12 protein-coding genes are annotated in these 11,957 nt (G+C 38.2%); 4 read left to right on the top strand and 8 right to left on the bottom strand.

The window, feature by feature from the left end; translation table 11 throughout:
- The first annotated feature begins 9 nt into the window (after positions 1–9).
- The 3 genes from WJM94_RS11175 to WJM94_RS11165 all read left to right on the top strand — a co-directional run bounded on the left by WJM94_RS11175 (position 10) and on the right by WJM94_RS11165 (position 3,068).
- Entirely contained in the window at positions 10–513 is a 504-nt protein-coding gene (locus WJM94_RS11175) for a hypothetical protein (RefSeq protein ID WP_258519140.1), read from the top strand.
- A 159-nt stretch (positions 514–672) separates the two neighbouring features.
- Positions 673–1,092 (top strand): hypothetical protein, encoded by a 420-nt coding sequence (locus WJM94_RS11170; protein WP_258519141.1) that lies wholly within the window; start codon positions 673–675, stop codon positions 1,090–1,092.
- Between the two features lie 530 nt (positions 1,093–1,622).
- Positions 1,623–3,068, top strand: a complete 1,446-nt coding sequence (locus WJM94_RS11165; protein WP_444494522.1) for a putative bifunctional diguanylate cyclase/phosphodiesterase — start codon at positions 1,623–1,625, stop codon at positions 3,066–3,068.
- 238 nt (positions 3,069–3,306) lie between these two features.
- Here the strand turns inward: WJM94_RS11165 and WJM94_RS11160 are convergent, their stop codons facing one another.
- The 5 genes from WJM94_RS11160 to WJM94_RS11140 all read right to left on the bottom strand — a co-directional run bounded on the left by WJM94_RS11160 (position 3,307) and on the right by WJM94_RS11140 (position 7,670).
- Positions 3,307–4,305, bottom strand: coding sequence for a DUF2326 domain-containing protein (locus tag WJM94_RS11160; RefSeq protein WP_444494293.1), 999 nt, complete (start codon positions 4,303–4,305; stop codon positions 3,307–3,309).
- Positions 4,274–5,029, bottom strand: coding sequence for a hypothetical protein (locus WJM94_RS11155; RefSeq protein ID WP_444494292.1), 756 nt, complete (start codon positions 5,027–5,029; stop codon positions 4,274–4,276). The genes WJM94_RS11160 and WJM94_RS11155 overlap by 32 nt, the downstream gene beginning before the upstream one ends.
- The gene (locus WJM94_RS11150; protein WP_268669533.1) at positions 5,020–5,253 is read right to left on the bottom strand and encodes an ABC-three component system middle component 6; all 234 of its coding nucleotides are present in this window, start codon (positions 5,251–5,253) and stop codon (positions 5,020–5,022) included. Before WJM94_RS11150 ends, WJM94_RS11155 begins: the two co-directional genes overlap by 10 nt.
- Positions 5,246–6,238: an ABC-three component system protein gene (locus WJM94_RS11145; protein ID WP_268669532.1), complete on the bottom strand. Its 993-nt coding sequence runs from the start codon at positions 6,236–6,238 to the stop codon at positions 5,246–5,248. The genes WJM94_RS11150 and WJM94_RS11145 overlap by 8 nt, the downstream gene beginning before the upstream one ends.
- A gap of 664 nt (positions 6,239–6,902) precedes the next feature.
- Complete coding sequence (locus WJM94_RS11140; protein ID WP_268669531.1) at positions 6,903–7,670, bottom strand: DUF1883 domain-containing protein; 768 nt, start codon at positions 7,668–7,670, stop codon at positions 6,903–6,905.
- A gap of 493 nt (positions 7,671–8,163) precedes the next feature.
- On the opposite strand from WJM94_RS11140, the gene WJM94_RS11135 reads away from it, so the two are divergent.
- Positions 8,164–8,655: a hypothetical protein gene (locus WJM94_RS11135; protein WP_444494291.1), complete on the top strand. Its 492-nt coding sequence runs from the start codon at positions 8,164–8,166 to the stop codon at positions 8,653–8,655.
- 107 nt (positions 8,656–8,762) lie between these two features.
- Here WJM94_RS11135 and WJM94_RS11130 read toward each other — a convergent pair whose 3' ends face one another.
- The 3 genes from WJM94_RS11130 to WJM94_RS11120 form a co-directional block, all read right to left on the bottom strand.
- Entirely contained in the window at positions 8,763–9,719 is a 957-nt protein-coding gene (locus WJM94_RS11130) for a sensor domain-containing diguanylate cyclase (RefSeq protein ID WP_444494290.1), read from the bottom strand.
- 326 nt (positions 9,720–10,045) lie between these two features.
- A complete protein-coding gene (locus tag WJM94_RS11125) occupies positions 10,046–10,924 on the bottom strand; it encodes a universal stress protein (protein ID WP_444494289.1) in 879 nt (292 codons plus the stop codon).
- A gap of 526 nt (positions 10,925–11,450) precedes the next feature.
- Positions 11,451–11,954: a DUF1281 family ferredoxin-like fold protein gene (locus tag WJM94_RS11120; RefSeq protein WP_444494288.1), complete on the bottom strand. Its 504-nt coding sequence runs from the start codon at positions 11,952–11,954 to the stop codon at positions 11,451–11,453.
- Positions 11,955–11,957 lie beyond the last annotated feature (3 nt).

Here is an 11,957-nt window from a genome sequence, read left to right as displayed (position 1 = left end):
TTTTAATCTATGAAAATGATTTTCGAAATGCAGTATCGACGTACTGAAAAGTTTATCTATAAACGTGAAGAGATCTGCTCAATTTTTAGAAGTAATGATATCGAGCAGATCATCGCAAAGCATGACTACATCATCAACATCGATTATGAACGATTTGTTTACTTACGTTCGACGCTGCCTCCTGAGTTTTTTGACCAACTGGCCTTATCCTTACGTGAAGGTGAGCTGTGTTACATCTCGTTCGAAGATGCCCTATCAAGGTGGAGTGTGATCTCTCAGGTGCCAATGGTTTTGATTCTGGCAACAACAGGTACATCAGGCTTTTATAAAACGAGGTTTGGAAGCATTGAGTTTGTCCACGTTCCCCACAGCAAAGACACCATCTTGGCAAATACCAGCGAACCTTACGATACGCTTAGGCTTGCTAAAAAGATTTTTGCTTTTGAAGATTTAAAACGGATTGATAGAAACATGCATCTTATCGATTATGAAGAACTCGATGCGGATGATTAAATAATTAAAATGCTATCATTTTTCTTTTTTGCAAAAAATCCATTGACTTTTAAAACCGTCGATTATAATTTAATTGCAGACACGTTAAACACCCCGACGTGTCATAAAATAAATCTACAATAAACGAGTTCGGTGGGGTAAGTTTATTGAGGATTTATCATGGAAAGCATTAAAACCAATCAAACACAGTTTAGCTCTCATTTCTATTCATTCAATCATGCAGGCTCAAATACGCCAAACCTCCGTTTAAACGGAAGAAATTTACATGTGAATACCCCACTCGATCTTTGTCTTGCGTTCGCTCAGTCTATGAACCTTGTACTTTTATCGCATCAAAAACTGAGTGATGGTTTCGCAATCAAAGCAACTTTTTCAAAAATGTTCGTAAGTCAAATTGAAAGCGATGACGATATTCTAAATGTAGTTTTTGCTGTACATAAGTCTAGCTTAAAGACGGTTAACGAAGACGTACCGTTAATGCTTTATCTTTTTGATGATGGCGTTAACGATTCCAAAGAGAATGCGTTTTGGTGTTCTTTTTCGCTTCACGACTGGCTACATCACGTGCAAGTAAATTGACGCTCATAAAGTTCAGGCTTTCTCTCTACGTTAATCTTTCCCCAGATTGACTAATGCCAGCGTGAAAACGCTGGCTGTGTTTCTCTAGTAGATTAATAAAGACATGAGTAAAGCCCCATTATCCGCAATACCTCTCATATCGTCAGATACTGGATAACTCCCCTAGTAAATATCAATTTGTCTGAGCGCACGATAAATATGTCAAGCCGTGATGATTCATCTTGTATGGTAGCGGCCAAGAGCAGACTATAACCAGTGGCAGTATGACTTACTATCGCTACTTACCATTGCAAAGCACCGACACGTTAGACCTCAACCAATGTTATACGCCCCTCCTAAGAGCTAACATCATGAAAAACTTACTCTTTACATTGATAAACATTGTCCTTCATGGTAAGAGTTTATCAATAATGGTTATTTGTCATTTTACGCAATAACTACTGACTTGATACCACCGTGATAGATATGAAAAAAACTCACACTCTTCCGAAAAATTAGTTCTTCACTACTTTGTATTTGCCTCACTCTGGATTTTATTCTCCGATAAAGCGATAGAACTGTTACCTGGAAGTCTAGGTGTGTATTCGTTAGTTCAATCACTAAAGGGAATACTATTTATCGTTGTAACCTCTCTATTGCTGTGGGTGCTAATAAAACGGAACAACCGAGAGCTTCAGCAGGCGTATGATGTCGATTATGTGACTGGTCTTCATAGCCCTCTCGTCTTTTTTCGCTATTTAGAGCAAAAAATCAGTGGTGTGAGTGAACCTGAGCATTATGTACTCTTTCTTCTTGATATTGACAACTTCAAGCCTGTTGCCGATCAACTGGGCTTTGAAAAAAGCAGTCTGTTTTTAAAAGACATCGCACAAACTATCGACTCTCAGAGCGTCTTCCCACTTTTATCATCGCGTATTCACACTGATGGGTTCGCGTGTTTGATTCGCATGCGTGACAAAAACCAGATTGATACACATTTAGCTCGTGTTCAAAGGCAATTCAACGAACACTCACAACATCATGGTATTGATGTCACATGTTCTATCGGCGTTGCACTCTATCCCGTTGATGGAAGAAGTGTTAAACAGCTCATGTCTTCGGCCAAATATGCCCTAACCCAAGCGAAAAAGACAAAAAATACGATTCGCTACCACGATAAAAAACTCGCTGAGCAGGATTTCAAAAAACAAGAAATGATTAATGACCTTCGCAACGCAATACGAGAGGAGCAAATACAGATCGTTTTTCAACCTAAGTATGCGCTGAAAGACAAAAGGGTTACGGGAGTGGAAGTGCTCTCGCGATGGAAACATCATCAATACGGAGATATTTCACCAGCACTATTTATCAAGTTAGCTGAAGAAAACAATCTGTGTAGTGCTTTGACAGAACTGGTTATGAGGCAAGCATCAAAGCAACTTAAAGAAGCTCAGCTCCTAGGGTATAAAGTTCAGAGCGTATCAGTAAACATTTCTGCTACCGAGATAAATAGTGTAGAAGACATGGAGAAAATCGAAGCTTATCTAAGGCAAGATACTGAGTTTACTAGATATCTTTGTTTCGAGATTACAGAAACGGCCATGCTAAACAATATTGAACAATGTGCAAATCTAGTGAAAAAGTTTAAGCAATCTGGCGTAGCATTCTCGATTGACGACTTTGGGGTTGGCTATACCTCCTTCGAAATATTTAATAAGTTAGAAATAGATGAAATCAAGATAGATCAAAGCTTCATCAAAGACATCACGGTTAACTATCGTTCAAGAGCGATTACTTCAGGCATTATTGATATAGCGAAAGGATTCGGTATTCAAGTCGTTGCCGAGGGTATAGAAACGCCTCAACAGCTACGTATTCTAGATGAGTTAGAGTGCGGACAAGCTCAAGGTTTTTTTCTAAGTCGCCCTGTTCCTATCTCGAAGTTGAAAGAAAAACTCGTAAATATGGAGCAATCAGGCAACAGATCAAGTCTGTGACTGTTCTCAGCCAACAGTTTTAACTCAGTGCAGTAGCTATTTGGTTGAAGTATTCGAATTAAACAGGCAATGGTGTGACCTAATAGCAAAATTACAACTCGAAAACGCAGAGCTAACTTATGGACAAAACTGTTTTAGTACTACCGCTCGACTGGTGAGCGAATTAATTAGGAAATTTATCTGTGACACCCCAAGCAGGGACGACTGAAAGTCGTCCGATTGCTTTGCTTAATAAATTTTAATCTTTTTCGTATTGCATATCGATCTGAACACCAAGTAACTTAGATTCAGGAGAGTCATCTCTTAACTCTAGTCTTACCATGCCATATATTTCTTCAAATTCGTCGTCAGCAAGAACATCCTTTAGCGAAGTTAACTGATCTTCGTTAATAGTCGCTATATATTGTTTGTCAGATGCCATCGTTAATTTGTGGGCAAGCTGCAACAATACTGCTCTTTGTCTGGGATCTATATCACTGAACATCCTACTATCATGAAAAATGCTTTGAAAACGGTGAACTCTGGAATTAATTAAATTATTTAAGTCATAACAAAATATTTTAACTTCGTTAATTCCATCTGAAGCATCATTTTGAATTTTCGCACTGATTTTGAATCGTTCTTGGTTGTTGCCCTCATTATTTTGAATTGAAATGCCAGCAGGAACTTGAGGATAAAACTCTTTCGCCAACTCGCCGAATCCAAGATAGACAGGATGCTCTTGCTCTTTGTAAGCTTCTAAATATTCGATTGTATTTACTTCTTGACCTGATAATTCCTTTAGCGCCCCTGCCATTTCTTTTTTAGAATGTGACAAGATATTCTTGTAATCTTGTAGTTTGGAAAGCTTGTTCTTTAGTTTTGTTAATTGGGCATTGATCGCCACGAAAAAGTCCAATGCTCGACTTTTTGCCAGCAACTTCATTGTTTCATCAAAAGCCTTCTGCAATTCATCTTTTCTTTTTTCTTCTTCCAAACGTGTAGCAGATAACTTTTTTAGCTCTTTAGCTAATCGTTCACTTCGTTTGATATGAATATTTTTGTGAAATGCAGTGACATTTTCGAGTGTTTCTAGCGTGCCTTCTTTAAACAGATCAGTAATTTCACCATAAAGACTATAAACTTTCTCTAAGTCCATATCCTGATATAAGCTCATGCTGTGCCTAATATTTTTGATACTAGTTTTTAAGTAATAAAGCCTATTTTTAATTTGCGACAGTTTTTTCAGCCATATCATCTGCTTCTACTTGAATCGCCGCATAGTTTTCTGCCACATTATAGTTTTTAATGTCAGATTCTAGTTTCGTTATATCTTGTGTTAAGCGAGAAATCTCAAATTCAACATCCAAATCACCAGTGTAGTACTCCCTTATTACAGGATCTTTTTTGAACGATTTTTCGAACTTTTCTAGCTCTTGGTAACGCTTCCGCGTGTTTCGTTTTTCATAGACGTAATCAAGGTCCAATTCAAGCAAGAAGGCATTATTCACCAAGGATGAAAATGGCTGTTCTTTCGCAGTTACGAGGCTTGATACATAACTTCTCCGACCTGTACGATAGAAACGTGAAAAAACACTCCTAAAAGTAAGATATGGTGAGTCTTTAGGTATATCTACAAGCATCCGCTCCATTTCAGCATTAAAAGCTGCTTGTCCGAACTCCTTATTATTTAGGTAAATCTTGTTCTGAGTTTTTGCAGCACGCTTTGCGTTAAATGTTTTATCACCAATCTTGAAGTTAAGAGTAAACTCCCATTCCGACAAATACTGTTCAAATGCTGGGATTTTGTTGGAGCCAAGGCAAAAGTTTACGATCTGGAGCAACAAAGATTTCCCAACACCATTATATGTATTGTTTTTATCAGCTGATGTGCTTTTTCCAATAATTAGAGTTAACCCTTTGGGGTTAAAATAAACAGTATTAAAAGATGGCTTATTTGCTTCTAGAGAAATTAACTGCATTTGACTACTTTTCCTTGTTCATTCAACTCAACCGCTCCACATGCGAATAAGAAATCTAACGCTAAAATGATATGTTCAAAATCATGACTAATGAGTAAGTTGAGGTTCTTTAACTTGTCATAGATTTGTTCTGGGGTTTGTGGACGAGACAGTAAATTTAGAATATTCGCGCCTAGCCCCAAAATCGACTCAGATAATCGTATGTGTTTTTGAGGACTAAGCATTTTTAATCACCTTTGGATCATAATTTTGTGGTGGTTCCTCAAAAATGTCACATGCTTCAAAAAAGAAAGCCATAATAGCGATTACATTTCTTTCGTAATCACGCCTCTGCATATTAGACAAATTTTCTGGTAGCATTTCATCAACCATATTCTTAAAAACTATATCGGACTGGGATAAACCTATAGCCGTCGCAACTTCCGTATTATTCGTCTTTAAATAGTGTTGATACATTTTATGCAACGAGTCTCTAGACTGTTGGCGAGAAAATTTACTATTGGTTCTAAAGTAGTCTTCAACATAGCCTACTTGATAAGCCCCTACATTAAGATGCATCGCAGTTCTCTGGCCCAGTTTATTAAAGTGTATCTTGTTATAAAAATCAGGGGGTTCATTGGGTTCAGATGAAGAAAACCCTCTATAATTCGTAGATACATAACCTACAATTTCTGCAACAATTGAATTGTCGATAAATCCAATATCCTCTGATTTAGGATAATAACCACAAATTGAAGCGATACTGTCCTCTGGCAAATCCATGAAAATGTCTTCTAGCTCTGAAGCAAGAAATACATCACAAACTTCAAGGTTGTACTTACTCTTAAGGCTACTAAGTGTCGTGTAAATTTCTGGATAGGCACCATGATATTTATCATTAAACACAAAGTAGAAGTGTCTAATTTCATAGTTATGCTCATTACCCCAATATGCAATTAGACCATCTAGATCTTCTTCAAGCTTTGAAGTGGCGGAAGTAGGATTTCCAACCGGAGATTGAGGGGAATATACTTGGTAGTATTTTCCCTCCAATTGGATAAATCCATCATTTTTTCTGTCACCAATGCGCCCTTGTGGCTTTACTTTTTTAAAGTTCTTGTTTGACGCACGCATCACATCGCAAAACAAATCTTCGAATGCATTCCCATTTGATTCATGGACACGCAATTTAAATGCTTTACGCACATCTAACTTTTGTAGAACATCCATTGGAAGATTCCTTTCATTGCATTGACTTGTTAAATTTTAATTTATCTGAAACTTATTTTTCAGAGCTTTCAATATATGGAAACACTGTGCTTACATTCATGTACCGCAACGCCTTATACGGTTTTTAAAATTTCTACCAAAACGTTGGGTGGAGTGACCTGTTCCCAACTTATTAATCCACCTATGAGCTAGAACAGTAGTCAACTTGACACATAATGGAGCATTAAATAAATTGGGTCAAATTAGGATGATTTGAAATGTTACGAACAAGAGATCTAAGCGGAAATGGGGCAAGAATGTTTCAGCCAGTTTTTGCTTCTGACGCTAAATAGGAATTAAATTCATTTTTTACTTTGTTTACGTTCATCTTTCGATGCCAAACTATGTTGAGCAATTAGATTTGAACCATTAGATACATATTGTTTAGTCGCAGCTAAAGTCGGTGGCTGTTCACTGGAACTAAGTAATGCTTCCCTCCAGAACCTCGTACATATTAACTCGAACCTTCTTCACAATAGAGCTGCCATCTGAAACAGAGTATTGTCCAGCTCTAATCTTAGAACAGAATCCATTTGCTCTCTTAGTTCGCCTAACGCTTACATCATACGCGCCCACGTAATGGAACCTAAGGCGCATGTGGTGTACGTCGCAATACCTAGATTGGTTATGTCTTGGACTTTATTAACTCAGATATTTCCGTAGCGATCTCTTCGATAGTATGTGTTGCTGTGCTGCGGGCCACTTTATCTGCTATTGATGGGCTAAAATCCATTACTTGTTGTTTGGTAATGTTATGCCAGATTGGTAGAAGAATTTGTTCACCAGATACTGTTCGGGTAACAATTCCATCTAACTCATAGTTGGTCCAGCCCTTGCTGATAAAGGCTGGAGACAAAACAACTAGACCTACTCGACTGCTCGCTAGGCCCTTATCTATTTTTTGTCTGAGGCTATCGCCAATGCGAAGTGTCATTTCGTCAAACCATACATTTAATCCTTCATTGATGAGAGCGTTTGCAAGTGGACGAACGAATTCATCTTTATCTTCAGATGCATGGGATATAAATACATCGTGAACCTCTAAACCAGTCTCTGTTTTCGGTGGGATGTCTTTTCGAACAAGGCTTGGAACTTCGCTTAAAGGGCGTTCTTGTATATCTGGTAATGCGCCAGGCAGAACCCGAACAGACGCCCTTGTATTACCTCTGAGTCCTTGCATATCTACTGCAACATGCCAATGCCCAGAGGAAGGAATTTGCAACCGAACTGGTGATTTTTTTGCAAGCCCACCAGTGTAGCGATGACGCCTACCATTTTTGTAGCTATTGAAATTTGAGCTATCCATCAATCGGACGTTAGCACCACTTGTCAGGGTAATTTCTACAATTTCCCCGCGTTTCCTTTGACCAAGGTCGGTATGAATGAACTGCACTCTTTAAATACTCCTTATATACACTGGACATAACAGTGTTCTTTTAACGGACATTTCCTTTAAAACATTTTTAGGAAATACAGATACGGCCTTTGTAACACATTGCTCTCACACGTTTTTAGATTTCAATTCAAACAAATTGCTGAACATGTCTGTAAAAGCCCAAATACACAACTAGAATCATAATCTGCTATAAGGGGAACTAGGCCAAGAACTGACAAGAGAACGTGGTCAAAATGCTTCCGCTAGATGATTTTTGGGCATAAACGCTTCAGCTAGGTGAGACTGAGAAGAAGTCGAACAAAAACGACTAAGAACTTTTAATCAAGGAGACTATCCATGAATTAAACTAGTACGGTAGCATCACTTCGTTCAGTGTTTAATTTAGCTGTAGTAGATCAATACACGTGGTCTCCCAAATTTTACTAAACTAATAATGTAGAAAAAATTACCAGGTACGACTCTATCCAATTATAAAACAACAGGTAATCAGATGTCAGAAAGAAAGATAACTGCCAGTAGCACTAGTGCCATTTACCATGTATGTCCCTTAAACCCAACGGAAGAAATTATTGATTTTGCCGATCACGTAAAGGTATTGAGCCATGTTCTAGCTGACATGATTTACAATCATAAACCCAAGCTGATTGCAATCGAAGGGGACACTGGGACTGGAAAGTCGGGGTTGGCTTCCGTATTAGAGGCTGATGGTATAAATGTTGTGGTTATTAATTGCTCCCAAATGGTTGCCCCTACCAATCCAGAACCCGTAGATATTTCAGATCAGATAACTGACACAATCTGTACTTATGTGATTGACGATGTTAACAATATTAGCGTGAATAGTATAACTGCAATCAATCGACTGGTTGAAGCAGGTGGAACAGTAGTCATATTTTGCCAACATCGTGATGATTTGAGAGCACCAATTAACAATGCGGTTTGGTTAAAACTTGATAAAAATGGACTAAAAATACAGGATTAGAGGTGCGAAACAACATTAACTAATCTACAACATTACCATCTCTGCTTCGAATCCAACGTACCTAAATCGATATGATTGCCGCATTGTCGCTGCACTATCTTTTTAATTTAGCGCGTACGCTTTTCCTTATACATTTCATTATCAGCTTCTTCTATCCTTTTTTCTATCGATAGCGGGCTATCATAGCTGTAATGACTGACACCGCAGCTATATTCAATACGATAAGGTTTATTAATTTCTTGGTTTAATTTCACTATCTTATCGCTAAATCTGGCCAGAATGCGCGTTACTGAGTTTGATTCTGTATCCGTAAGAAATACCACAAATTCATCACCGCCCCATCGGCCTATGACATCACACTCTCTGAATGTTTCAAGAAGTGCCATTGCGAATTCTTTTAGTACATAGTCGCCTTCATGGTGACCATAGGTATCATTGATCGGCTTAAACTTGTTCAAATCGAACACGAGGATAGAGCTTTTGAGGTTTTTGCGCTTGCACATCTTTAAGGTATGGTCTGCCAATAACAAAAAGCCACGACGGTTTGAAATCATAGTAAGTTCATCTAAGGTTGCCATTTGAACCGACTGTATTTCTTGCTCAATCATTGCCCCCAAATCTTGCAGAAGTAAACGATCTTCTTCGTCCATCTCTCTTGGCACACTATCAATTAAACATAGAGTACCAATATTGATCCCTTGTCTCAGTTTAAGAGGATATCCTGCGTAAAAACGAATATTAGGATCGTCAGTCACCAGAGGATTGTCACAGAACCTTTTATCGTCAATCGCATTGGGAATGATAAATAGTCCGTCATTATTTATTGCATGCCCACAAAAAGAAATTGCTCTTGGAGTTTCAGTTACCTCCAAGCCTTGAGCGGACTTAAACCACTGACGGTTTTCATCTATAAGACTAACCAATGAGATTGGAACACCAAACATACGTTTGGCCATTCTAGTAACGCGATCGAAGCGTTCTTCATGCGTGGTATCTAATATCTCAAGCGCTCTTAATGCATGTAAGCGTTCTGCTTCGTTGTCAGGTATCTTTGGGGGTTGCATATGTTCTCCCTCAATGAGTCTATGGCTTACAAGGCCACTGCTTTTTGCGACATTAATATGTAGAAGTGTTATAACTATGCGACTCGATTGACTTTAATTAAAGGTGTAGAGTCGAATTTTTCAAGAGTGTTCTTATCATTTGCTTATTTATTCATCAGCGTTACTTGTCCCGATTTAGTTATACTTTGACAACAAGTTCACCTTTCCTAATATGATTAACTAGCTACTGATATTTGGCTCTAGCAACGATTGGGCAACGACATAATGGCGTTCAGTATTGCTGATGATAAACAAATTCACGCTCTACTGCGAACCGTGACATCCATTTAAGTCAAAAAGCGAGTTCCATTGACTAACAATAAATCACATGGGGGCTGTTTTAACAAAATATCCACAGTGCTACCAGACCAAAATCGAGATACGGCGCTGCGCTTACACGCGCCAATAACCAATACATTGGCTTTTAGTGTTCGTACTGCCTTAGGCAAGCTTACTTCAGGGTTTCCATCAAAGAGCCGTAGAGAAAAATGATTTAAGTGATGTTCATACAGAAATTCCTGTATGTGAAGTTTTTGCTCTTGCAGGATTTGTGACTTGTATTTTACTAGGTAGGGGGCAACATGACGACAATACACCAAAGTGACACGAGCACCCAAGTTATCCTGCCATCGCTTACCTCTCTCCACAATAGACAAATCAACCGATGCCTGTTTGTCTCCCTGATGTAATGGATCAATAGCGCAAACAACGTTAAGCGAAGCCGACCAAAAAGATTTCTGTAGCATAAGAACATCAACATCCAGTGTGGCCAATTTTTCTAACAATCTTTCATCTATCGGTTTGGCAATATGATCGACTAGCAGTAACTCCGCAGCGCCCTTCTCTAAATTAGAAGCAAGGGACTTTATCCAATGCGATCCCTCCAGTGGTGTAAATTCGATAGCGGGAATTTCAATCTCTTCGTTTGTACAATACTCTGATATTTTTCTGGCCACTTCTTCAGTCCAGTTTTGGAGTTCTACTATGCGGTCTTCAATATGCTTGGGATCAGAGCGTAAAAAGTTAGTAAAAACGTGTTCATCACTGCGCCGATAATCTTCTATAAAGATGACCACCTTACGACCCCTCGCCAAATTGACCACTTTGGATAAGATTTTTAACGAAGGAACTTTACATAGGTAAGCAAGAAAGAATACTTTGTCCATAAAATACCTTTTGCGAGAGTGAGTTCTTAATTAAGTCCAAACTTTGCGAGTTCTACTCAGAAAGTATAGGCCAGCATTAGAAAGCCGAGGTAAAACCCTGAGCTTACCGACACAAATTTGCGCACAAAAAATAGCAACTATGATACACATCTCCACTCGTTTGCCTGCCACTTAATATTGAATGACCGTAATTATCTTGGTACTGAGGTGTGTTCTTGAAAAGAAGATATTGTCATCACGATACGATATATTTACTTCATACTAATTCGGCTTTGATGTGATTAAACTGGCCGCAACTCATGAGAAATCGAATGTAATGAATCATAGCGTTGAAGGCAACACAGCCATACAAATGAGCAAAAGGGAGAAAGGCACATTTTATATCACAAATGATGGTGGGTTAATTTTTGGTGGTCAAGGAAAGGCTGGATTGCACAAGGTAAAACTTTGATCTAACTAAAGATGCAAGCAACGTCTAGATTTTAAGGGGGGTTGCTTGCATTCTAACGATTGAGCTGAAAAATTATTAAACACTCATTGCGATATCTAGCCAATACGAGTATTGCTCATCTGACTCAAATTCATTAGGTGACACATGACAGTCAATTTCCAGTCCATTCTGAAAGACTAGAAATCCACAATCACAACCAAAAGCATATTGGTCAGCAAATTTTACTTTAAAGCGGATTTCACGGTACTTCTCTGATAACGCGATGAATATTGGATATGGAATAATATTTAAAGTGATAAACTCCACTCTACCGTAAGCATAATAAGGTCTTTCCTCAACTTTGAATTTACTATGCAAAGCGTTCCAATGTGACTTCCAATGTTTATAATTCCAATCACTGTCTTCCTCAACATGACAAGAACTATTCTTTTCTTCCAACACCTTCAAATATTTAGGGCTAGGAATTAATTTATTAAAATCGAATTTATTATTTTCATTACTAATTGACTCAATAATAGCACTTGCATGATCAATATCTTCAGTTTTAAATTCGATAATATTTAACATATGATTAGGCATTAT

Origin of the sequence: Vibrio sp. YIC-376, from assembly GCF_052353105.1 — a bacterium.
In the GTDB taxonomy this organism is placed as follows: domain Bacteria; phylum Pseudomonadota; class Gammaproteobacteria; order Enterobacterales; family Vibrionaceae; genus Vibrio.
The sequence above is the reverse complement of the archived record's forward strand: the minus strand, read 5'-3'. Positions and strand labels throughout refer to the sequence as shown.

What these genes read in the sequence shown, in the direction of transcription:
- WJM94_RS11155 (WP_444494292.1), bottom strand. Translation starts at nt 5,029, where the DNA reads ATGCAGTTAATTTCTCTAGAAGCAAATAAGCCATCTTTTAATACTGTT.
- WJM94_RS11135 (WP_444494291.1), top strand. Translation starts at nt 8,164, where the DNA reads ATGTCAGAAAGAAAGATAACTGCCAGTAGCACTAGTGCCATTTACCAT.
- WJM94_RS11160 (WP_444494293.1), bottom strand. Translation starts at nt 4,305, where the DNA reads ATGATATGGCTGAAAAAACTGTCGCAAATTAAAAATAGGCTTTATTAC.
- WJM94_RS11125 (WP_444494289.1), bottom strand. Translation starts at nt 10,924, where the DNA reads ATGGACAAAGTATTCTTTCTTGCTTACCTATGTAAAGTTCCTTCGTTA.
- WJM94_RS11170 (WP_258519141.1), top strand. Translation starts at nt 673, where the DNA reads ATGGAAAGCATTAAAACCAATCAAACACAGTTTAGCTCTCATTTCTAT.
- WJM94_RS11130 (WP_444494290.1), bottom strand. Translation starts at nt 9,719, where the DNA reads ATGCAACCCCCAAAGATACCTGACAACGAAGCAGAACGCTTACATGCA.
- WJM94_RS11150 (WP_268669533.1), bottom strand. Translation starts at nt 5,253, where the DNA reads ATGCTTAGTCCTCAAAAACACATACGATTATCTGAGTCGATTTTGGGG.
- WJM94_RS11175 (WP_258519140.1), top strand. Translation starts at nt 10, where the DNA reads ATGAAAATGATTTTCGAAATGCAGTATCGACGTACTGAAAAGTTTATC.
- WJM94_RS11145 (WP_268669532.1), bottom strand. Translation starts at nt 6,238, where the DNA reads ATGGATGTTCTACAAAAGTTAGATGTGCGTAAAGCATTTAAATTGCGT.
- WJM94_RS11120 (WP_444494288.1), bottom strand. Translation starts at nt 11,954, where the DNA reads ATGCCTAATCATATGTTAAATATTATCGAATTTAAAACTGAAGATATT.